This is a genomic window from Streptomyces sparsus (assembly GCF_054776295.1).
This window is the reverse complement of record NZ_BAAHCA010000009.1, coordinates 14,070-35,474: the sequence shown is the minus strand read 5'-3', so window position 1 is coordinate 35,474 and position 21,405 is coordinate 14,070. Positions and strand designations below refer to the sequence as shown.

General features: G+C 70.2%; 16 protein-coding genes. 11 read left to right on the top strand and 5 right to left on the bottom strand.

Annotated elements, in window-relative coordinates; all coding sequences use genetic code 11:
• Positions 1 to 12 precede the first annotated feature (12 nt).
• Positions 13 to 1,359: an MATE family efflux transporter gene (locus tag ACYVE9_RS01815; RefSeq protein ID WP_461025894.1), complete on the bottom strand. Its 1,347-nt coding sequence runs from the start codon at positions 1,357 to 1,359 to the stop codon at positions 13 to 15.
• Between the two features lie 447 nt (positions 1,360 to 1,806).
• On the opposite strand from ACYVE9_RS01815, the gene dnaB reads away from it, so the two are divergent.
• Positions 1,807 to 3,276: a replicative DNA helicase gene (gene dnaB / locus ACYVE9_RS01810; RefSeq protein WP_461025893.1), complete on the top strand. Its 1,470-nt coding sequence runs from the start codon at positions 1,807 to 1,809 to the stop codon at positions 3,274 to 3,276.
• A 191-nt stretch (positions 3,277 to 3,467) separates the two neighbouring features.
• Here the strand turns inward: dnaB and ACYVE9_RS01805 are convergent, their stop codons facing one another.
• Positions 3,468 to 4,034, bottom strand: coding sequence for a dihydrofolate reductase family protein (locus ACYVE9_RS01805; protein WP_461025892.1), 567 nt, complete (start codon positions 4,032 to 4,034; stop codon positions 3,468 to 3,470).
• A 403-nt stretch (positions 4,035 to 4,437) separates the two neighbouring features.
• Positions 4,438 to 4,920 (bottom strand): GNAT family N-acetyltransferase, encoded by a 483-nt coding sequence (locus ACYVE9_RS01800; RefSeq protein WP_461025891.1) that lies wholly within the window; start codon positions 4,918 to 4,920, stop codon positions 4,438 to 4,440.
• Positions 4,921 to 5,271: 351 nt separating this feature from the next.
• Between ACYVE9_RS01800 and ACYVE9_RS01795 the strand changes: the two genes are divergently transcribed.
• The 4 genes from ACYVE9_RS01795 (at position 5,272) to ACYVE9_RS01780 (ending at position 8,394) form a co-directional block, all read left to right on the top strand.
• Positions 5,272 to 6,105, top strand: a complete 834-nt coding sequence (locus ACYVE9_RS01795; RefSeq protein WP_461025890.1) for a PIG-L family deacetylase — start codon at positions 5,272 to 5,274, stop codon at positions 6,103 to 6,105.
• Positions 6,106 to 6,591: 486 nt separating this feature from the next.
• Positions 6,592 to 7,026, top strand: coding sequence for a VOC family protein (locus ACYVE9_RS01790; RefSeq protein WP_461025889.1), 435 nt, complete (start codon positions 6,592 to 6,594; stop codon positions 7,024 to 7,026).
• Between the two features lie 156 nt (positions 7,027 to 7,182).
• A complete protein-coding gene (locus ACYVE9_RS01785) occupies positions 7,183 to 7,725 on the top strand; it encodes a DapH/DapD/GlmU-related protein (RefSeq protein WP_461025888.1) in 543 nt (180 codons plus the stop codon).
• Positions 7,726 to 7,923: 198 nt separating this feature from the next.
• Positions 7,924 to 8,394: a DIP1984 family protein gene (locus ACYVE9_RS01780; RefSeq protein ID WP_461025887.1), complete on the top strand. Its 471-nt coding sequence runs from the start codon at positions 7,924 to 7,926 to the stop codon at positions 8,392 to 8,394.
• Positions 8,395 to 8,733: 339 nt separating this feature from the next.
• Here ACYVE9_RS01780 and pdxR read toward each other — a convergent pair whose 3' ends face one another.
• Positions 8,734 to 10,311: a MocR-like pyridoxine biosynthesis transcription factor PdxR gene (gene pdxR / locus ACYVE9_RS01775; RefSeq protein ID WP_461025886.1), complete on the bottom strand. Its 1,578-nt coding sequence runs from the start codon at positions 10,309 to 10,311 to the stop codon at positions 8,734 to 8,736.
• A 28-nt stretch (positions 10,312 to 10,339) separates the two neighbouring features.
• On the opposite strand from pdxR, the gene ACYVE9_RS01770 reads away from it, so the two are divergent.
• The 4 genes from ACYVE9_RS01770 (at position 10,340) to ACYVE9_RS01755 (ending at position 14,858) form a co-directional block, all read left to right on the top strand.
• Positions 10,340 to 11,221: a methyltransferase domain-containing protein gene (locus tag ACYVE9_RS01770; protein ID WP_461025885.1), complete on the top strand. Its 882-nt coding sequence runs from the start codon at positions 10,340 to 10,342 to the stop codon at positions 11,219 to 11,221.
• 188 nt (positions 11,222 to 11,409) lie between these two features.
• Positions 11,410 to 12,879 carry a glycosyltransferase family 87 protein gene (locus ACYVE9_RS01765; protein ID WP_461025884.1) on the top strand — a complete coding sequence of 490 codons (1,470 nt, stop codon included), beginning with the start codon at positions 11,410 to 11,412 and terminating at the stop codon, positions 12,877 to 12,879.
• A 51-nt stretch (positions 12,880 to 12,930) separates the two neighbouring features.
• Complete coding sequence (locus ACYVE9_RS01760) at positions 12,931 to 14,211, top strand: MFS transporter (RefSeq protein ID WP_461025883.1); 1,281 nt, start codon at positions 12,931 to 12,933, stop codon at positions 14,209 to 14,211.
• 128 nt (positions 14,212 to 14,339) lie between these two features.
• Positions 14,340 to 14,858 carry an LppU/SCO3897 family protein gene (locus ACYVE9_RS01755; RefSeq protein ID WP_461025882.1) on the top strand — a complete coding sequence of 173 codons (519 nt, stop codon included), beginning with the start codon at positions 14,340 to 14,342 and terminating at the stop codon, positions 14,856 to 14,858.
• Between the two features lie 181 nt (positions 14,859 to 15,039).
• Here the strand turns inward: ACYVE9_RS01755 and ACYVE9_RS01750 are convergent, their stop codons facing one another.
• Positions 15,040 to 16,524 (bottom strand): CCA tRNA nucleotidyltransferase, encoded by a 1,485-nt coding sequence (locus ACYVE9_RS01750; RefSeq protein ID WP_461025881.1) that lies wholly within the window; start codon positions 16,522 to 16,524, stop codon positions 15,040 to 15,042.
• Between the two features lie 178 nt (positions 16,525 to 16,702).
• Between ACYVE9_RS01750 and ACYVE9_RS01745 the strand changes: the two genes are divergently transcribed.
• Both ACYVE9_RS01745 and murJ read left to right on the top strand, forming a co-directional pair.
• The gene (locus tag ACYVE9_RS01745; protein ID WP_461025880.1) at positions 16,703 to 19,072 is read left to right on the top strand and encodes a DUF6049 family protein; all 2,370 of its coding nucleotides are present in this window, start codon (positions 16,703 to 16,705) and stop codon (positions 19,070 to 19,072) included.
• Between the two features lie 50 nt (positions 19,073 to 19,122).
• On the top strand, positions 19,123 to 21,378 hold the full coding sequence (gene murJ, locus ACYVE9_RS01740; RefSeq protein ID WP_461025879.1) for a murein biosynthesis integral membrane protein MurJ: 2,256 nt from the start codon (positions 19,123 to 19,125) through the stop codon (positions 21,376 to 21,378).
• Positions 21,379 to 21,405 lie beyond the last annotated feature (27 nt).

Genomic DNA, 21,405 nt, shown 5'->3' with positions numbered 1-21,405 from the left:
GGGTGCGCCGCGTCAGGCGCGCACGGCGCCGGTCACGACCCAGCGCCCGGAGCGCACCCGCCACCACAGGGTCACCATGCGGCTCGCCATCATCAGGCCGGCGATCGTCCACCACAGCGCGGTCAGGCCGCCGCCGAGCGCTGGCACCGCCAGGGCCGCGGGGGCGAACACCAGCAGCACGGCCAGCATCGCCCAGGCCAGGTAGCGACCGTCACCCGCGCCCATCAGCACCCCGTCCAGTACGAAGACCACCCCGGCGACGGGTTGTGTGACGGCGACCACCAGCAGCGCGGCGAACAGCCGGTCGTGCACGGCCGGGTCACCGGTGAACAGGGGCAGGATCAGCGGCCGGGCGGCGAGCAGCCCCAGTCCGAGAACCACCCCGGCGGCGACACCCCACTGGACCATGCGCCGGCACGCGGCACGGGCTCCGGCCTCGTCGCCCGCGCCCAGGTAGCGGCCGATGATCGCCTGGCCGGCGATGGCGATGGCGTCCAGGGCGAACGCCAGCAGCGACCACAGCGTCAGCGTGATCTGGTGGGCCGCGATCTCCACGTCCCCCAGTCGGGCGGCGACCGCGGTGGCGATGAGCAGCACCGCGCGCAGTGACAGCGTCCGGATCAGCAGCGGGGCGCCCGCCTGGGCGCAGGCGCGGATCCGGGCCAGGTCCGGGCGCAGCAGCGCACCGTGCCGGCGGGCTCCGCGCACCACCACGACGAGGTAGACGGCCGCCATGCCGAGTTGGGCGATGACCGTGCCGAGCGCCGACCCTGCGATGCCGAGTCCGAGGCCGTAGACCAGCACCACGTTGAGCGCGGCGTTGGCGGTGAAGCCGGCGACCGCCACGTACAGGGGCGTCCTGGTGTCCTGGAGGCCGCGCAGCACGCCGGTGGCGGCCAGGACCATGAGCATGGCCGGTACGCCGAGTGCGCTGATGCGCAGGTAGGTGACCGCGTGCGGTGCGGCGGTGGCGGAAGCCCCGAAGGCGTCGACCAGGGCGGGCGCCACGGGCACCACGACGGCGACCACGAGCAGCCCCAGCAGCAGTGCCAGCCAGATGCCGTCCATGCCCTGGCGGATCGCGCCGGGCAGGTCACCGGCGCCGACCCGGCGGGCGACGGCGGCGGTGGTGGCGTAGGCGAGGAACACGAAGATGTTGACGCCGGTGGTCAGCAGCGCCGCCGCCACGCCCAGGCCGGCGAGCTGCGGGGTGCCGAGGTGTCCGACGATGGCGCTGTCCGCGAGCAGGAAGAGCGGTTCGGCGACCAGCGCGCCGAAGGCGGGCAGCGCGAGGGCGACGATCTCGCGGTCGTGCCGACGCGCCGAGCCGCGACGCGAGGTGACGGGTGCCGAAGCCATGGGAGTGATACAAACATCCACAGGTAAGAATCGCAAGTGGCTAGTGACTCTTACAGAGCGCTGTGCCGGAGCCGCCGGACGGGCCGTTTTGCCGAGAACTTGCCCGCCACGGCGATGTTTTTCTCCTGCACAGCCAGTGGATGAGATAAGCCCAGGTCAGCGCAGTCTTTCTGGGTGAGCCCACGCCTTCTCCACAGCACTGTCCCCCGACTCGTGCACAGGATCCAGCAGGTTCTCCACAGGATGTGGCCAGTCACCCACAGGGACCTGTGGATAACCAGATTGGCTGACGCCGCCGGGGGCCATACCGTGGTGCGGCGCCCGCCCCTCGTTTTCTTCGACTTCGCCGCGGAACCGACGCGCCGTAACCGGAGGCGGGCGCCCTTTTTGTCAGAGCCGTGCCGTAGGAAAGAGGCACTGCGCCACGCTACGGGAGGAGGAGGCGGGGTGACTCAGCCCGAGCATCTGGAGGACCCCTGGGCCGCGGAGGCCGCCGAACCTGGCGGTCGGCTCCCCGTCTCACGGCAGCGCCGCAGCAACGACCACGGCGGTGAGCAACACGAACGCGGCAGCGACGGTTTCGCGGGCAACGCCTTCGAGCGCGTCCCGCCGCAGGACCTCGACGCCGAGCAGTCCGTGCTGGGCGGCATGCTGCTGTCCAAGGACGCCATCGCCGACGTGGTGGAGGTCCTCCAGGGGCAGGACTTCTACCGTCCCGCCCACGAGACGATCTACCAGGCGATCCTCGACCTCTACGCGAAGGGCGAGCCGGCCGACCCGATCACCGTCTCCGCCGAACTCACCAGGCGCGGGGAGATCACCAAGGTCGGCGGCAACGGCTACCTGCACTCCCTGGTGCAGACGGTCCCCACCGCGGCCAACGCGGAGTACTACGCGGAGATCGTGCACGAGCGGGCGGTGCTGCGCAGGCTCGTCGAAGCCGGCACCCGCATCACCCAGATGGGGTACGCGGCGGACGGTGACGTCGACGAGATCGTCAACTCCGCGCAGGCGGAGATCTACGCCGTCACCGAGCAGCGCACCTCCGAGGACTACCTGCCGCTCGGCGACATCATGGAGGGCGCGCTCGACGAGATCGAGGCCATCGGCTCCCGCAGCGGGCAGATGTCCGGAGTGCCCACCGGCTTCACCGACCTCGACTCGCTGACCAACGGCCTGCACCCCGGTCAGATGATCGTCATCGCGGCCCGCCCCGCCATGGGCAAGTCCACCCTCGCGCTGGACTTCGCCCGGGCCTGCTCGATCCGCCACAAGATGCCCAGCGTCATCTTCTCCCTGGAGATGGGCCGCAACGAGATCGCCATGCGCCTGCTGTCGGCGGAGGCCCGCGTCGCCCTGCACCACATGCGGTCCGGCAGCATGACGGACGAGGACTGGAACCGGCTCGCCCGCCAGATGCCGCAGGTCACCGAGGCGCCGCTCTACATCGACGACTCCCCGAACCTCTCCATGATGGAGATCCGGGCGAAGTGCCGCCGCCTGAAGCAGCGCGCCGACCTGAAACTCGTGGTCATCGACTACCTCCAGCTGATGCAGTCGGGCGGCTCCCGACGTCCCGAGTCCCGCCAGCAGGAGGTCTCGGACATGTCCCGGAACCTGAAGCTGCTCGCCAAGGAGCTGGAGGTACCGGTGATCGCGCTGTCCCAGCTGAACCGCGGCCCGGAACAGCGCACCGACAAGAAGCCGATGGTCTCCGACCTCCGCGAGTCGGGCTCCATCGAGCAGGACGCCGACATGGTGATCCTGCTGCACCGCGAGGACGCCTACGAGAAGGAGTCCCCCCGGGCCGGCGAGGCCGACCTGATGGTGGCCAAGCACCGCAACGGCCCCACCGCCACCATCACCGTCGCCTTCCAGGGCCACTACTCCCGCTTCGTCGACATGGCCCAGACCTGAGCCGATCCCGGTGTGGCGCTGAACAAGAGGGGTTCCCGGCGCACAACCGTTGACGGGGTCGAGTACCGCTGGCGGATCCGCAGGAAGCCCTCCTACCTGCAGCGACTCTGCTGGACGCCGATGACCTGTGCGGTCGAAGCGGCCAGCGGCAGCCTTTCCGCGCTGTCCGAGTCAGCCGCATAGAGGCCCGCTCAGCGCCTCGTCTCGTACCTGGTCAGGACCACGCCGCCGGGGAACGTCCGCGTCTCCACCAGATCCAGGTTCACCCAGTTGTCCAGCGCGGTGAAGAACGGCGTGCCGCCGCCCACCAGAACGGGATGGGTGGCGATCACGTACTCGTCGATCAGCCCGGCGCGCATGGCCGCCCCGGCAAGCGTCGCGCCGCCGATGTTCATCGGGCCGCCGTCCTCGGCCTTGAGCCGGGTGATCTCGGCGATCGCGTCGCCGGTGACCAGGCGGGTGTTCCAGTCGACCTTGTCGATCGTCGAGGAGAACACCACCTTCGGCGTGTCCCGCCAGTTCCGCGCGAACTCGATCTCCGCCGGAGTGGCGTTGGGCTGCTGGTCACCGGTCGGCCAGTAGGAGCTCATCGTCTCCCACAGCTTGCGCCCGTACAGCGTCAGGCCACTCGCCTGCTCGTGGTCGAGCCACCACTGGAACAGCTCGTGGCTCGGCGGTCCGCTCCAGTCGATGTCGTCGCCGGCCGCGGTGATGTAGCCGTCCAGGGTCAGGTTCATGCCGTAGATCAGTTTCCGCATGGTTCGGCCTTCCGTCCGTGGGTGTCCGGTGTATGGACCAGCGTGGCGCGGCAAACTCATCGGTGCACGCTCTGGGCTCGCCGGTAGTCCTCGTGCTCGGGGCTCAGCGTCGTGTCGGAAACTCAGACCAGTAGCCACGCGGTGGCCGAACGGCCCTCGATCTGAGACGTCCAGATTTCCTGGTCGGAGGGTCCAACCGTTTGGTGTTCAGGTCGCGAACGGGGCCCTCCATGGCCAGTGCCCCGGCAGCCGGGTTCGCGCGGAAGGCTCCGGGCCGGGTTCGCACGTGGACGGTCACGAGGTCACTGTCAGCGTGCGTCGTGATGGTGGTGAAGTCGTCGAAGACCGAGCGTGGTGGGCCGCATCGGCCACAGCGCCCCAGCCATCAGGCGATCTCCGCCTGTCAGTGAAGAGACTTCACCATCACCCGTTCCCTGATCCCATCGTCGGACAGTGGCTCTCCGAGCTGTCCGGAGAAGCCGAAGCCGTGGCGCTGATACAGCGTGACGGCAGGCTCGTTGCCCGGGACGACAGCCAGCCTCAGCGTGGAGACGCCCGAACGGCGCGCCCCCGCCTCGACTTCCGCGACCAGGAGGTCCCCTACACCGCAGCCCCGGGCATCAGGGCTGACCCATACCGACCTCAGCTCGCAGACGTCGTCGTCCACGGGAAGCCCACTGGCCATTCCCACCGCCTGCCCGTCCAGAAACGCGACGATGTTGTGAGCTCCGGGCATGGTCAGACGCGCGCGCCACCGCTCCTCCCCACCGTGGTGCCAGTCCTCGCGTCGTGACCTGAAGGAGCGGGGGGCCTCAGCCAACGCAGTGAGACGAACATCCCGCCACAACGGCCAGTCGTCAGTCGTGAGAACCCGTAGGCGCACCATGCGGGCGAGTCTGCCGCGCTGTCCATGGAACGGTCCAACCTCGCTCGCTGAGGAGATGACACGATCCTGAGGCACCAGCCAGCGACATGAACCGAGGCAACCAGAAGAACCGCAGGTCACATAGCTACTACCTGACGGCGAAGCCGACACCCGGAAGACCAAGCGACCGCACCGGGAACAGCGGGCACGTCCGGGACGGTTGCATCGATCCAGGGGCCGGCGCCGCACGGGCGGGGAACACGGAGGGCCACCAGGTCCTCCGCCTCACCGGGCCCGGGTTTGGGCCCCAGTGCTCGCGGTACGCCCACCGCGCTCTCGGAACAAGACGTATCTCCGCAGGAGGACTGCTGCATGACCGACCGACCCTTGACGCTCATGGCGGTACACGCCCACCCCGACGACGAGGCCACCGGAACCGGAGGGGTCCTCGCGCGGTACGCGGCGGAAGGCATCCGAACGGTTCTCGTGACGTGTACCGACGGCGGTTGCGGTGACGGACCGGGGGGCGTCAAGCCGGGCGATCCCGGGCACGATCCGGCAGCGGTCGCCTTGATGCGCCGTCAGGAACTCGAGGCGAGCTGTGACGTGCTCAAGGTCAGCGATCTGGAGACGCTGGACTATGCCGACTCCGGAATGGCGGGCTGGCCGAGCAACGACGCCCCCGGGTCCTTCTGGCAGACCCCCGTGCAGAAAGGCGCAGCCCGACTCGCGGAACTCATGCGGCACTACCGGCCTGATGTGGTCGTCACCTACGACGAGAACGGCTTCTACGGCCACCCCGACCACATCCAGGCCCACCGCATCACGATGGCGGCGCTGGAGATGACCGAGCTCGAACCCAAGGTGTACTGGACCACGATGCCCCGCTCGGGGATGCAGCGGTTCGGTGAGATCATGCGTGAGTTCCATGAGGACATGCCGGAGCCGGACCCTGCCGAGGCCGCCGCGATGGCCGAGATCGGCCTTCCGGACGAGCAGGTCACCACGTGGGTGGACACCACCGCGTTCAGCGGCCAGAAGTTCGACGCGTTGGCCGCGCACGCCAGTCAGGGCGAGAACATCTTCTTCCTCAGGATGGGCAAGGAGAGGTTCGGCGAGTTGATGGGCATGGAGACCTTCCTACGTGTCCAGGACACCACCGGCGCAGCCATACCCGAGAGCGATCTCTTCGCCGGACTGCGCTGATCCGCTTCTCCGACCGGCCGACGAAGGACATCGACCGCGCGGCGGGAGCGCGTCGAACACACCCGACGTCCCTTCCTCGTGGGTTCCGCTTCGGCAGCCCGCGTCCGAACCTCGCCGGTGGCGTCGACGTTTGCCGCCCTCCCGACCCGACGCCGCGCTCGTCCCCGCACCACCCGGCAAGCGCGCAGGTGGGAGACCTGCGAGGTGCCGGGTCGGAAAGGGCGCGGCAGCCAGATCACCGGCTCGACGGTCTACTCCGACCAGGACAGACCGTCGAGGAAGCGACACGAAGCAGGCCCCGACGTCCGACACGTCCTGGGGCAACGGAAGAAGCAGCAGGTCAGGAGGGCAGTTTCCGACACGGCCCGCAGGAGCCCGCAACGGACCGCCGTGCCACGAGCCATTCCCGACGGAGATCCCGCGGCGCTGTCTGTCCCGTCTACCGAAGGCCGCGCGGTGTCGCTGAGTCACCGCTACGGTGGTTCGATGGCGTCGATCAAGAAGTTCCAGGTCACCTTCGACTGTGCAGAGCCCGAACGCGTCGCTCGTTTCTGGTGCGAGGTGCTGGGATACGTCGTCCCGCCCCCGCCGGAGGGGTTCGACACGTGGGACCACTTCAATCGCTCGCTGCCGCCTGAGCGCCAGGATGCGGCGTTCGCCTGCGTTGATCCCTCGGGTGTGGGCCCGCGGCTGTTCTTCCAGCGCGTGCCCGAGGGCAAGGCCGTCAAGAACCGGCTGCACCTCGACGTGCGGGTCGGCACCGGGCTCGTGGGCGAGGAGCGCCTCGCCGCGCTCGAGGCCGAGTGCGCGCGACTGGTCCCGCTCGGCGCGGTACGCGTACGGCTGCTGCTCGCCGATGGCGTCAACGAGTCGTGCCTCGTGATGCAGGACATCGAGGGCAACGAGTTCTGCCTCGACTGACGGGCCGGGAGCCTGTCCTCAACTCCGGCGAACGACACGGCGTGGGCTCGCCTGAGCGCTGTTCAGATCGACTACGCGGCAGAGGCCACGAGCTGCGGGGGCCCGCGGTTCGGGTGGGTCTCGCTTCCCGTGTCCAGCCCAGGAAGGGATCGCGCGATGTCCAGCAACCGTCTCGTGCGCATCCACAGCGCCGAGTTCAAGGCCATGGCCGAGAGGGTCCTGCGGGTCACCGAGCTCACCTCCCGCCTGAACGTCCTGCCTTTCGAGGACGAAGCGGGCAAGGCGGCACTGTTCGAGCAGATCCTCGGCCGGACGCTGTCGAAGGGGGTCACGGTCTATCCGCCCTTCTACACGGACCATGGTCTTCGCCTGGACCTCGCGGAGCGCGTGTTCATCAACCAGAACTGCACGTTCCTGGACTACGCCGGCATCCGGCTCGGCGAGCGCGTGATGGTCGGCCCCAGGGCCACGTTCATCACCGTCGGTCACCCGGTCGATCCCGAGGAGCGACGGGGGTGGCTGAGCGGTGGACCCATCGATGTGGCGGAGAACGTGTGGATCGGCGCCGGCGCCATGATTCTGCCCGGTGTCAGCATCGGCCGGGATGCAGTGGTCGCCGCCGGCGCGGTCGTGACCGAGGACGTTCCGCCGGCAACCCTCGTGACCGGCAGCAAGGCAACCGTGCAGCGTCAGTGGTGACGGCCCTGAGTCCCGTCGCGCTGGAGGCCTCGCGTTCCCACTCGTTCTCATTCGTGCTGCCGCACCCTCCCGTGGTGCTTTGGTCGGCTGACCACCCTCACTCCGGTGCCGGTCAGGGCTGTCGCGGCTCAAAAACCCGTACCGGTGCCGTGGGTCGCACTCCTATAGTCATGCGAGTTCATGGAGGAGGCGGGGACAGTGAAGCTTGCTGAGGCACTGGCGGAACGTGCGGAAGCGACGCGCCGTGTGGAACAGCTGCGAGCGCGCGTCGTCAGCAGTGCGCGGTACCAGGAGGGGGAGACCCCCGCCGAGGACGCAGCGCACCTGCTGGCCGAGGCCGGCGAGGTGCTGGACACTCTGGAAACGTTGATACGGCGGATCAACCGGACCAATGCCACCGTGGAGATGGGTCCGGACGGCACGCTCACCGACGCCCTCGCACGCCGGGACGTCCTGCGGTTGCGTCACTCCGTGATCACCTCGGCGGCGGACGCCGCAGCGGGGAAGGGCGAGCGGGGCTACGGCCGACAGCTTCGGTCCGAACTGATGATGCTTTCCGCGCTTCCGGTCGCGGAACTGCGCGGTAAGGCGGACGTGCTGGCCCGGGAGATCCGCGAGATCGATGTGCGGATCCAGCGTACGAACTGGGAGGTCGAGTTGCTGGACTGAGCAGTCCGGCAAGCTGGGACGATGTGGAGCAGGTAGCAGCCTCGGAGGCGTGCACACACCGAGGGTTGGCGGTATTCCAACCCCTCCTGGCGCGTGAAGGGCAACGCGGGGGTTCAACTCCCCATCAACAGTGCAGCTCAGCACCGCGCACAGGTGACAGTGCACATCGCACAGCACATCACCGCGTGCAGATCCGAGGCGGCGAGGGCGGGTTCGGGGCTTTCCACATCGCAGCACCACAGCGCCGCCGGTGCCAGCACCACCTGCAACCATCCGTGCCGCTTCGCCGCGCCACCCCGTGCCGTCGTTGCCCTGTCCCCGCTCCCGCGGGCCCTGCGGTCAGCGCACGGCGCGTAGGGCGCGGGCGAGGGTGGCGACGCCCGTCTCGATGTCCGCGGGCGCGGTGGCGGCGTAGCCGAGGACCAGGCCGGGCTGTCCGGGGTGCCGGCTGTGCCAGGAGAGCGGTTGGGTCTTGACGCCGCGGGTGAGCGCCTCCGCCGCCAGGTCGGTGTCGGCGAAGCCGGCGTCGTCGAAGGTGGTCATCAGGTGCAGGCCGGCTGCGGCGCCGTGCACCCGGGCGGTGGGCAGGTGGGCGCGGAGTGCCTGGATCATCACGTCCCTGCGTCGGCGGTGGTGGCGGCGCAGGAGCCGGAGCAGGCGCTCCAGCTCACCGGACTCCATCAGCCGGGCGAGCACCAGTTGCGGCAGCACGGCGTTGCCCAGGTCGGCGCGGCGTTTGGCGTCCGTCAGCGCGTCCCGGTAGCGCGGTGGCGGCAGTACCCAGCCGATGCGGAGGGCGGGGGCGAGGATCTTGGAGACGCTTCCGGCGTAGCAGACGTGGTCGGCGAGCAGGGAGCGCAGTGCGGCGACCGGTGGGCGGTCGTAGCGGTGCTCGGCGTCGTAGTCGTCCTCGATGACGAGTCCGCCGCTGTCCGTCGCCCAGCGCATCAGCTCCCGGCGGCGTTCGCCGCCCAGCACGACGCCGGTCGGGAACTGGTGCGCGGGGGTCAGCAGCACGGCCGGTGCGCCGCAGGCGCGGAGCGCGTCGACGCGAACGCCTTCGGAGTCGACCGGTACGGGCAGGGTGCGCAGACGCCGGCCCAGGTGCTGCCGTGTGCCGAGGGAGCCGGGGTCCTCCACGGCGACCTCGGTGACGTGGTCGTCGCGCAGTACCTGTCCGAGCAGGGTGAGCGTCTGTGCGGTGCCGGAGACGATGAGGATCTCGTCGGGACGGGCGCTGACGCCCCGGTTGCGGCCGAGCCAGTGGGCGACGGCTCGTCGCAGCGCGGGCGCGCCGCACGGGTCGCCGTAGCCGAGGTCGGACGCGGGGAGGGTGCTGAAGAGGGAGCGTTCGGCGCGCAGCCAGGCGGCTCGGGGAAAGGCGGAGAGGTCGGGCAGACCGGGGGAGAGATCGATGCGGGCGGGCACCGACCGGTACTTCTCGAAGATGTCGACACCGGGGGCCTCGGCGAACAGCGCGTGGGGCGACAGCGCGGACGAAGCGGATGGCTGGTTCTGCCCGTGCGGTCCCCGCGACGCGGGCGGTTCCGGCGGCCCTGACCGTCCCCGCGACGCGGGCGCCCCCGCGCCGTGCGGCCGAGGTCCGGCGGGTGCCCGGGTGGGGGAGGCGACGACGATCGTGCCGTTGCGGCCCTGCCCGGCGACATGGCCGTCCTCGCTGAGCCGCTGGTAGGCCTCGGTGACCGTGCCCCGGGAGACCCGCAGTTCACCGGCCAGGACCCGGGTGGGCGGCAGCCGGCTGCCCACGGGCAGGCTGCCGTCGGAGATCGCCGCGCGGAGTCGTCCGGCGAGCCACTCGGCCCGTCCGCGCACGGGGGCGTCGGCGATGTCCAGTTGCAGGAAGTCCGAACCACCGGTTCTGGTCCAGCCCGCTGGTCTCTCGTTGGACCTGTTCACCGGACCATGGTCGCAACAGGGTGGACGTATGGACACAGCAACCAGGACACCGGACCGGTCGCCGGTCGGATACGTGCACGGGTACTCGGAGCGGGAGAGCAGAAGGCTGACCGATCAGGCGGACACGTTGGCGGCCCTGCTGCACGCCGGGACGTCGTTCCCGCCGGGCAGCAGGGTGCTGGAGGCCGGCTGCGGCGTCGGTGCGCAGACGGTGCACCTCGCCAGGGCCGGGGACGGGGTCCGCATCGTCGCGGTGGACCGCTCGGCCGCCTCTCTCGCGGAGGCGCGTGACCAGGTGACGGCCCAGGTGCCCGGGGCGGAGGTGGAGTGGTACCGGGCGGACCTCTTCGACCTGCCGTTTCCCGACGCGGAGTTCGACCACGTCTTCGTGTGCTTCGTGCTGGAGCACCTGCCCGCGCCGGAGAGGGCCCTGGCGGCGCTGCGGCGCGTGCTGCGGCCGGGCGGAACGCTCAGCGTGATCGAGGGTGACCACGGTTCGGCGTTCTTCCACCCCGACAGCGCGGACGCGCGGGCGGTCATCGACTGCCAGATCCGGTTGCAGGCCGCCGCGGGCGGCAACGCGCTGATCGGCCGGCAACTGGAACCGCTCCTGACCGGCGCCGGCTACCACGGGGTGACAGTGGAGCCCCGCACCGTGTACACCGACCGGGCCCGGCCCGCGTTGGTCTCCGGTTTCACCCGCAACACGTTCGTCGCGCTCTTCGAGGCGGCCCGTACCGAGGCGCTGGCCCACGGTCTGATCTCCACGGAGGCCTGGGATCGCGGCATCGCCGACCTCCGCAGGGCGGCGGAAGACGGCGGCACCTTGCACTACTCCTTCTTCAAGGCCGTCGCCACGAACCCGGGCCCAGCGCCCGAGCCCGAACCGCGGACGTGCACCAGGTCGTGAACCACTCCGTGCACCCGGACGTGCACCGTGCCGTGAGCCGCGCGCCTGCCGAGGCGACCGCCCGCACGCGCCCCGCGCGAGACCCCCGGGGCGGCTCCGCGGCCTCGGCGCGGCCGATGCCCGCTGGTCCCGCACGCGCGGGCCTCCTTGCACCCGCTCGTGGGGTGCCGTAAGGCAGGATGAGCGCCATGACCAGCCTGCGTGACGACAACCCCGTACGGCCGACTGTTGAGGACGGCGTCGCCGCGGCCGGCAGTGCGTTCCTCGGTGGCCCGGTGGGCAGACGTGCCCGGCTCGGGACGAGTTGGTGGACGCCGGTCCGCGTCGTCGCGCTGATCGCGCTGGGCATGTTCGCGCTCGGCATGGTGCAGAAGCTGCCCTGCTACAACGGAGGCTGGTTCTTCGGGCAGGGCAGCCAGTACGTGCACGCCTGCTACTCCGACATTCCGCACCTCTACACCGGGCGCGGGTTCGCCGACGGCATGATCCCCTACTTCGACCGGATCAGTGAGCAGTCCGGCGGTATGGAGTTCCTCGAATACCCGGTGCTGACAGGTCTGTTCATGCAGGTCGCGGCCTGGTTGACGCCGGGTTTCGAGGACATGGTCCAGGAGCAGCAGTTCTACTGGCTGGTCAACGCGGGCATGCTGATGGCGTGCGCGGCAGTGATCGCGGTGTGCGTCGCCCGCACCCACCGGCGGCGCCCGTGGGACGCACTGCTGGTCGCCCTGGCGCCGGCCTTCGCCCTGACCGCCACCATCAACTGGGACCTGCTCGCGGTGGCCCTCACCGCCGCCGCGATGCTGATGTGGTCGCGGAGCCGGCCGCTGGCCTTCGGCGTGCTGCTCGGGCTGGCCACCGCGGCGAAGCTCTACCCGGTGCTGCTGCTCGGCCCGCTGTTCGTGCTGTGCTGGCGTGCCGGCCGCTGGCGGGCGTTCCGGTCGGCTCTCGGAGGCACGGCGGCCGCCTGGCTGGCGGTGAACCTGCCGGTGATGTTCTTCGCTCCGGAGGGCTGGGCGAAGTTCTACTCCTTCAGCCAGGAACGACCGGTGGACTTCGGCTCGATCTGGCTGATCATCTCCCAGCGCACCGGCAATCCGCTGGACAACGCCAACACCTACGCCACCTTGCTGATGCTGCTCGGATGTGCCGCCATCGGCGCGCTGGCGCTGTGTGCCCGGCACCGGCCCCGGTTCGCGCAGTTGGCCTTCCTGGTGGTGGCGCTGTTCATCCTCACCAACAAGGTCTACTCACCGCAGTACGTGCTCTGGCTCATTCCGCTCGCCGCCCTGGCTCGGCCGAGGTGGCGGGACTTCCTGGTCTGGCAGGCCTGCGAGGTGGTCTACTTCCTGGGCATCTGGCTCTACCTGGCCTACACGACCGGGGGCGACAACAACCAGGGTCTGCCGCAGGAGGGTTACCAACTGACCATCGCCGCCCATCTGCTCGGCACGCTCTACCTCTGCTTCATGGTGGTACGGGACGCCCTGCGGCCCGACCATGACCCGGTGCGGCAGGACGGTTCGGACGATCCGAGCGGCGGTGTCCTGGACCGCAGTCCCGACGCGTTCGTGGTGGGCTACGCGGTGCACGGCGACTGGCGATCCGCCGACAAGCGCGAAGACGGGCCCGTGCGCTGGGGAAGCTCCGTAGACTGACCGCCGATGTTTCACGTGAAACACGACCAGGAAGCGTGAGGTTCCCTCCCCATGACCGTGGCACCCGCCGGCCTGATCCAGGACGGGCGGGTGCTTCTGCGGTTCGGCGACTTCCGGCGGCTGCTCGCCGTCCGCCTGGTGTCGCAGCTCGCTGACGGCGTCTACCAGGTGGCCCTGGCCACCTATGTGGTCTTCTCGCCGGAGCGGGAGACCTCTCCGGAGGCCATCGCGGCGGCCATGGCCGTGCTGCTGCTTCCCTACTCCGTGCTGGGCCCCTTCGCCGGTGTACTGCTGGACCGCTGGAGACGGCGCCAGGTGCTGTTCTTCGGCAATCTCCTGCGGGCCGGGCTGGCGCTGGGCACCGCGGTACTGATCCTGGCAGCCGTGCCCACGTGGCTCTTCTATCTCTCCGCGTTGTCGGTCACCGCGGTGAACCGGTTCGTCCTGGCCGGGCTCTCGGCGGCGCTGCCCAGGGTGGTGGACGGCGAGCGCCTGGTGATGGCCAACTCGGTCTCCCCCACGGCGGGCACTCTGGCCGCCACCGCGGGTGGAGCGATCGCCCTCGGGCTGCGTCTGGTGGTACCGGAGGGGCCGAGCGCGGACACCGTCGTGGTGGTCAGCGCGGCCGGTGTCTACCTGCTCGCTGCCATGACGGCGTTGCGCATGCCGAAGGACCTGCTCGGTCCGGAACCCGGCTTCGTGCAACAACGGGTGCTGGCGGCGGTGGCCGGCACCGTGCGGGGTCTGGTGGAGGGGTTGCGGCACCTCGGCCGGCGGCCCGTAGCGGCCAAGTCCCTTGCCGCCATGGGCCTGATGCGCTTCTGCTACGGGGCGCTCACCGTGATGGTGCTGATGCTGTACCGCTACGCCTGGGGAGACGACGTCTCCGAGAGCATGGCGATGCTCGGCCTCGCCGTCGGCATATCGGGGCTCGGGTTCTTCACCGCCGCGGTCCTCACTCCCTGGGCGGCCCGGCGGTTCGGCAGGCTTGGCTGGATCGCGCTGTGCGCGGCACTCGCTGCCGTGCTCGTCCCCCTGCTCGGGCTGACGTTCCGGCCGGGGCCGGTTCTCGCTGCGGCCTTCGTGCTGGGTCTGACCACCCAGGGCGCGAAGATCGCCACGGACACCGTGGTGCAGGCCACCGTGGACGACGCCTTCCGGGGACGCGTCTTCGCTCTCTACGACATGTTGTTCAACGTGGCTTTTGTCGGAGCTGCCGCGGTGGCGGCGCTGATGCTGCCGCCGGACGGCAGGTCGGCCGTGCTGGTCGTCTCCGTGGCGGTGCTCTATGCGGTCATTGCCGCATCGGTCGCCACATTTCGCCGCGAGTGACTGTCACATGCTCGCCACATCCGTGCCACAACTTGGCTCTGACCAGCGAGTTGTCGGTCTTTATCGATAACTTACGGGGGCCGTCTCGAACACGGTGACGATCCAGGCATCCACCCAGGGGGAACCTCATGTCCACGCCGCCTCAGGACCCGAACGCTTTCGGCCAGCAGGGTCAGAACCCCTACGGTCAGCAGCAGCCGCAAGGGCAGAACCCTTTCGCCCAGCAGCCCCAGGGTCAGAACCCCTACGGCCAGCAGCCCGGTCAGCCGCAGTACGGCCAGCCCGGCATGCCCCCTCAGGGCGGCTACCCGGGTGCGCCGCAGCCCCAGCCCAGCGGCGGCAAGGCCAAGAAGCTGCTGCGCTTCGCCGTGCCGGCCGTCGTGCTGGCCGTCGTCGTCGGCGGGTACTTCTTCAACAAGACGGACGCGGAGAAGGTCAACGCCGGCGACTGCATCGCCGTCAAGGGCTTCACCGAGGTGGACGTCAAGCAGGTGGGGTGTGACAGCAGCGACGCCACGCACAAGGTGCTGAAGAAGGTCGAGGACGACACCTCGAACGCTGCCTGCGAGAACGTGCCCGGTGTCACTCAGCAGATCTACACCAAGGAGAGCAGCACGGACTTCTCCCTCTGCCTCGGACGGGTCTGACGGTCCACCTGCCTGCGGGCCGCTCGCGCAGCGGCCGGCCGCACCGGCCGCACGTCGCGGCAGGCACCGCGTGGGGGGCGGTGTTTCACGTGAAACACCGCCCCCCACCCGCGCGCCCGTCAGACAGCCCGGTCAAGCCGTCCCGTCAGGTCGGCCTCGTCCGTCCGCCCCACCGCAGCGATCAGCCCTGCTGCTGGGCCCACCACTCCTTGAGCGCTGCCTCGGCTGCCTCCCGGGTCATCGGTCCGTGCTCCAGACGCAGCTCCAGCAGGTACTGGTACGCCTGTCCGATCTGCGGGCCCGGGCCGACGTCGAGAACGGCCATGATCTCGTTGCCGTTGAGGTCCGGCCGGATCGCGTCCAGCTCCTCCTGCTCCTGCAACCGCGCGATGCGCTCCTCCAGGCCGTCGTAGGCCCGCGACAGCGCGGTCGCCTTGCGCTTGTTCCGCGTGGTGCAGTCCGAGCGGGTCAGCTTGTGCAGCCGGTCCAGCAGCGGCCCCGCATCACGCACGTAGCGGCGCACCGCGGAGTCGGTCCACTCGCCGGTGCCGTAACCGTGGAAGCGCAGGTGCAGTTCGACCAGCCGGGAGACGTCCCGCACCAGCTCGTTGGAGTACTTGAGCGCGGTCATCCGCTTCTTGGTCATCTTCGCCCCCACCACCTCGTGGTGGTGGAACGAGACCCGGCCGTCCTTCTCGAACCGCCGCGTCCTCGGCTTGCCGATGTCGTGCAGCAGCGCCGCCAGCCGCAACGTCAGGTCAGGGCCCTCGGTCTCCAGGTCGATCGCCTGCTCCAGCACCGTCAGCGAGTGCTCGTAGACGTCCTTGTGGCGGTGGTGCTCGTCCCGCTCCAGGCGCAGCGCCGGGATCTCCGGCACCACCCGCTCGGCGAGACCGGTGTCCACGAGGATGCGCAGCCCCTTGCGCGGGTTGTCCGAGAGCACCAGCTTGTTGAACTCGTCGCGGACCCGTTCGGCCGAGACGATCTCGATGCGCTCCGCCATGGACTTCATCGCGGCGAGCACCTGCTCGTCCACGTCGAAGTCGAGCTGCGCGGCGAACCGGGCCGCACGCATCATGCGCAGCGGGTCGTCGGAGAAGGACTCCTGCGGGGTGCCCGGCGTGCGCAGCACCCGGGAGGCGAGGTCCCGCAGCCCGTCGTGCGGATCGATGAACGTCTTCTCGGGCAGCGCCACCGCCATCGCGTTGACCGTGAAGTCGCGGCGGACGAGATCCTGCTCGATCGAGTCGCCGTAGGAGACCTCCGGCTTTCGCGACGTCCGGTCGTAGGCCTCGGAACGGTAGGTGGTGATCTCGATCTGGTAGTCCTGCACCTCACCGTCCGCGCCGCCGGCCTTGCGGCAGCCGACCGTGCCGAAGGCGATCCCGACGTCCCAGACCGCGTCGGCCCACGGGCGCACGATCGCCAGGACCTGCTCGGGCCGGGCGTCGGTGGTGAAGTCCAGGTCGTTGCCCAGCCGCCCCAGCAGCGCATCCCGTACCGAGCCGCCCACCAGGGCGAGCGTGAAGCCCGCCGCACGGAAGAGACGGGCGAGGTCGTCGGCGACCGGCGACACCCGGAGCAGTTCACTCACCGCCCGGCGCTGCACCGCGTTGAGCTCGGAGGACGACTGCTGGACGTGGCTGTCTGTGTTGGCGTTCGGCACAACAAGAGAGGGTACGTGCCGGCGCCCGGGCCGACGCACGGATATCCGTCCCCGGCTGCTGCACGGCCGGCACCGAGCTGTGGCGTACTCCGCGGCACCTCGGGCCTGCGCGAATCGTTAGCATCGTGGGTGCGGTACGACCACCACTGGGCGAGCGGAAGACAGGACGGGCGAGCGCGTGGCCGAAGCGGCAGAGAAGCAGGGCACTCCCGGAGTGTCCGCCCCCCGGCGGTGGCTGCGCGGCATCGCGGTCGCACTCGCTGTCGTTCCGCTGCTCACCGGCCTGAGCCAGACTGCCCCCGTCGCTCAGGCGGCAAACCTCGCCGAGTCGGCGAACACCGGCTCCCGCACGGCGGAGGTCTCACTCACCGGCCTCTCCCCGGCCGTCCCGAGCGAGGACGACACCCTGATCGTGGCCGGCACCGTCACCAACAAGGGACGCTCGGCCATCACGGACGCCGAGGTGGGCCTGAACACCGGCCCCCGGCTGATGACCCGCAGCTCCCTCCAGCAGGTGTCCTCGCGCAAGGGATACGCGCCGGAGCTGGACGGGACACGGGTCACCGGCAAGAACGGCAGCGTGGAACTCGCCGACATCGCCGCCGGAGCGACCCGCTCCTTCTCCTTGGCGGTGCCGGTGAAGCAGCTGCGCCTCGGCGACGACGGCGTCTACCAGCTGGCGGTCACCCTCACCGGGCAGACCCGGAGCGAGGCCTATCCGCACGTGCTCGGCATCCAGCGCACTCTCCTGCCCTGGCAGACCGAGCCGGCCGACAAGCGCACCCGGCTCACCTTCCTGTGGCCGCTGGTCTCCTCCTCGCACATGACCGCCCGCACCGAGTCCGACGAGCAGCGCACGCCGGTCTTCCAGCACGACCGCCTGGCGTCGGAGGTCGCCCCCGGCGGTCGGCTCCAGCAGCTGGTCGCCCTCGGCAGCGACCTGCCGGTGAGCTGGGTGATCGACGCCGACCTGCTCGCTTCCGTCGAGGCGATGACCAAGCCCTACAAGGTGCGCTCCGGGGACAGCCTGGTGCAGGGCCGCGGTCAGGCCGACGCCACGAAGTGGCTGAACGACCTCCAGCAGGCCACCGAGAACGCCGAGGTGATCGCCCTGCCCTTCGGTGACCCGGACCTGGCCTCGCTCGCCCACCGCGGCCGCACCGTCTCCGGCACGCTCAGCCACCTCGACCCCGCCACCGAGACGGCTCGCAGGACCGTGGAGACCGTGCTGCACGTCACGCCGGTCACCGACTTCGCCTGGCCCGTCGAAGGAGCCGTGGACCCGTCGATCGTCTCCGTCGCCACCTCCGCGGGCGCCCGCAAGGTGATCACCCGCAGCGACAGTCTGCGCGAGTCCAGGTCGCTGCCCTACACGCCGAACGCGGCCCGCCCCATCGGTGGCGGCGTCACCGCGGTGAACGCGGACGCCCGGCTGTCCACGCTCTTCGAGGGCGACCTCAGCCGCGCCGGGAACTCGGTGCTCGCGGTGCAGCAGTTCCTCGCCCATACCCAGTCCATCACCGAACAGGACCCCGGACGGCAGCGCAGCCTGCTCGTCGCCCCGCAGCGGCTGCCGAGCAGCAGCCAGGTCAGCACCATGGCCACCGCGCTGCGCACGCTGCGCGACGACGGGAGCTGGGCGGAGTTCACCGAACTCGGTGAGACCGCCAAGGCCAAACCCGATCCCCGCGCCAACCGCCAGGTGCCGGGTGCCGGTTCCTATCCCGACCGGCTGCGCAAGCAGGAGCTCAGCACCGAGGCGTTCGAGCAGATCCAGGCCACGCAGCGCACCCTGGACGGCTTCGCGGTGATCCTCAGCAACGACGACCGGGTGGTGACGACCTTCAGCAACGCCATCCGCCGTGCGCTGTCCACCTCCTGGCGCGGAGAGCCCGCCGAGGCGGCCCGGTACCGCGAGGACGTCCGCAGCTATCTGACCGACCTGACCCGGGAGGTGCGCCTGGTCCAGAAATCCCGCATGACGCTCTCCGGGCGCAGCGCGACGATCCCCGTCACCGTGCAGAACAACCTGATCCAGCCGGTTGACGGCCTGGTGCTGCGGCTGACGTCCGGTCGGCGGTTCGGTCTGGAGATCAGCGACGACACCAAGCCGGTGGTCATCGACGGCGGCCACAGCCAGTCGATCAAGTTCGACACCACCGCCAACGCCAACGGCCGCACCTTCGTCGAGGCGCAGCTCTACACCAAGGACAACGTTCCCTACGGTGACCCGATGACGTTCCAGGTCGACGTCACCGAGATCACCTCCACGGTGCTGCTGGTGATCGCCGGCGGTGTGCTGCTGGTGGTCCTGGCCGGCGTGCGCATGTACACCCAGCGCAAGCGCCGCGGCCCGCAGCCGGATCCGGACGCGCCCCTGGAACCGGAGACGGACCCGGACGCGCCGACGGAACGGGACGCGGACGCCGAGACGGGTCCCGACGCGGACCCCGGGGCCGCGGCGGACGGCCGCCCCGGGGACAACTCCCGGGACACCGGCTCCGAAAGCAAGGACTCCCCCGGTCCGGGTGAGAAAGTGGACTGTTGAGCGAGGTGTCGGGCCGAGAGCCGGCCGGGGACGATGAGGTGGGGTACTCAGTGAATGCGCCGTACGACCGCGAACGCAGCCAGGGACCGGATCCCTATGTGCAGGACGCGTACGCGAGCGATCCCTACCGGGACCGCGACCTGACCGCCCAGGACCCGGTGGGCGAGGCCCTGCGCGACCGTGCCCAGCATCCGCCGCCACCGCCACCGCCCGCCCCGGAGACCCTCTACCAGCAGCCGCCGCCTCCTCGGCCCGCCCCCGACCCGCAGCGCTGGGCCCCCCCTCCCGCGCCCGAGCCGGACGGCCCCTCACGGCGTCTGCCGTTCGGTGACGACGCCGCGACCACGCAGTTCACCGGCATCGACGAGCTGATCACCCGGGCGCCGGACGACGACCGGGACGGTCCGGTGCCCCGCACCCGCCCGGAGGACGCCTTCGCGCACCTCTACCGCGACCAGCAGATCCACCCCCAGCAGGCCCAGCCTTCCCAGCAGGCCCACCAGGCCCACCAGGCCCGACGTCCCCAGCACCCCCACCACCCGCAGCAGCCTCCCCAGGCCGCCCAGCACCCCGCTGCACCGCCTCCGCCGCCCACCATGCACCCGGAGCAGGCCGTGGCCGCGGAGGCCCCCAGAACGGCGCCCCAGGCCGCTCCGCCGGACAAGCCCAGGGGAGGCGGCGGCATTCTCCGGTCCAGCGCCATCATGGCCGCCGGCACCCTGGTCTCCCGCCTCACCGGCTTCGTGCGCACCCTGGTCATCACCGCCGCGCTCGGCGCGGCGCTGCTGGGCGACTCCTACACCGTCGCCTACACGCTGCCGACCATGATCTACATGCTGTCGATCGGCGGCGGCCTCAACTCGGTGTTCGTGCCGCAGCTCGTGCGGGCCATGAAGAACGACGCGGACGGCGGCGTCGCCTACGCCAACCGCCTGCTGACCCTGGTGATGGTCATCCTGGGCGCCCTGGTCGCGCTGAGCGTCCTCGTCGCGCCACTGCTCGTGAAGATGCTGTCGGTGGAGATCGCGAACAACCCGGACGCGAACAACGTCGCGGTCACCTTCGCCCGCTACTGCCTGCCCACCATCTTCTTCATGGGCGTGCACGTGGTGATGGGTCAGATCCTCAACGCCCGCGGCCGGTTCGGCGCCATGATGTGGACGCCCGTCCTCAACAACCTCGTCATCATCTTCACGTTCGGCGCGTTCCTGTGGGTCTACGGTGTCCACCGCAACTCCCAGCTGGGCGTGGACACCATCACCCCGGAGGGTGTGCGGCTGCTCGGCATCGGCACCCTGCTCGGCCTGGTCGTGCAGTCCCTGGCGATGATCCCGTACCTGAAGGCCGCCGGGTTCAGCTTCCGCCCGCGCTTCGACTGGAAGGGCCACGGCCTCGGCAAGGCCGCCAAGCTCGCCAAGTGGACCATCCTCTTCGTGCTCGCCAACCAGGCCGGCCTGATCGTGGTCACCCAGCTCGCCACCGCCGCAGGCGCCGCCTCAGCCGCCGACGGCAACGCGGGCGCCGGCATCCTCGGTTACAACAACGCCCTGCTCATCTGGCAGATGCCGCAGGCCATCATCACCGTCTCGGTGATGGCCGCCCTGCTGCCCCGGCTGTCCCGTTCCGCCCACGACGGCGACCTCAGCGCCGTCCGCGACGACCTCTCCCACGGATTGCGCACCTCGGCCGTCGCCATCGTGCCCATCGCCTTCGCGTTCCTGGCCCTCGGCGTGCCGATGTGCCTGGTGCTGTACGCCTCCGCAGGGCCCGTCCCGGCCAGTTCCATGGGCTACATCCTGATGGCCTTCGGCCTCGGGCTGATCCCCTACTCCGTCCAGTACGTGGTGCTGCGCGCCTTCTACGCCTACGAGGACACGCGCACGCCGTTCTACAACACCGTTCTGGTCGCCGCGGGCAACGCGACCGGCGCCGTCCTGTGCTTCCTGCTGCTGCCCAGCCGCTGGGCCGTCGCTGGAATGGCCGCGTCGTACGGACTCGCCTACGCCTTCGGTGTCGGTATCGCCTGGAAGCGCCTCAGCGCCAAGCTGGGCGGGGACTTGGACGGCGCCCGGATCGCCCGCACCTACGCCCGGCTGACGCTCGCCAGCCTGCCCGCCGCAGCGCTCGCGGGCGCCGCGGCATACGCTGCCGTACAGACGCTGGGCAACGGTCTCGTCGGTGGCGCCGTCGGCGTGGTCGCCGGTTCGCTCTTGATGGGAGTGGTGTTCGTGCTCGCCGCCAAACGGCTGCGAATCCAGGAACTGACCGCCATGGTGGGCATGGTCCGAGCCAAACTCGGCCGCTGATACAACCAACGGCCGCCGCTGTGTGTC

Coding starts and splice junctions, on each gene's coding strand:
- ACYVE9_RS01770 (WP_461025885.1), top strand. CDS start 10,340: ATGGACACAGCAACCAGGACACCGGACCGGTCGCCGGTCGGATACGTG.
- ACYVE9_RS01760 (WP_461025883.1), top strand. CDS start 12,931: ATGACCGTGGCACCCGCCGGCCTGATCCAGGACGGGCGGGTGCTTCTG.
- ACYVE9_RS01815 (WP_461025894.1), bottom strand. CDS start 1,359: ATGGCTTCGGCACCCGTCACCTCGCGTCGCGGCTCGGCGCGTCGGCAC.
- ACYVE9_RS01755 (WP_461025882.1), top strand. CDS start 14,340: ATGTCCACGCCGCCTCAGGACCCGAACGCTTTCGGCCAGCAGGGTCAG.
- ACYVE9_RS01790 (WP_461025889.1), top strand. CDS start 6,592: ATGGCGTCGATCAAGAAGTTCCAGGTCACCTTCGACTGTGCAGAGCCC.
- ACYVE9_RS01805 (WP_461025892.1), bottom strand. CDS start 4,034: ATGCGGAAACTGATCTACGGCATGAACCTGACCCTGGACGGCTACATC.
- ACYVE9_RS01795 (WP_461025890.1), top strand. CDS start 5,272: ATGACCGACCGACCCTTGACGCTCATGGCGGTACACGCCCACCCCGAC.
- ACYVE9_RS01800 (WP_461025891.1), bottom strand. CDS start 4,920: ATGGTGCGCCTACGGGTTCTCACGACTGACGACTGGCCGTTGTGGCGG.
- ACYVE9_RS01765 (WP_461025884.1), top strand. CDS start 11,410: ATGACCAGCCTGCGTGACGACAACCCCGTACGGCCGACTGTTGAGGAC.
- ACYVE9_RS01785 (WP_461025888.1), top strand. CDS start 7,183: ATGTCCAGCAACCGTCTCGTGCGCATCCACAGCGCCGAGTTCAAGGCC.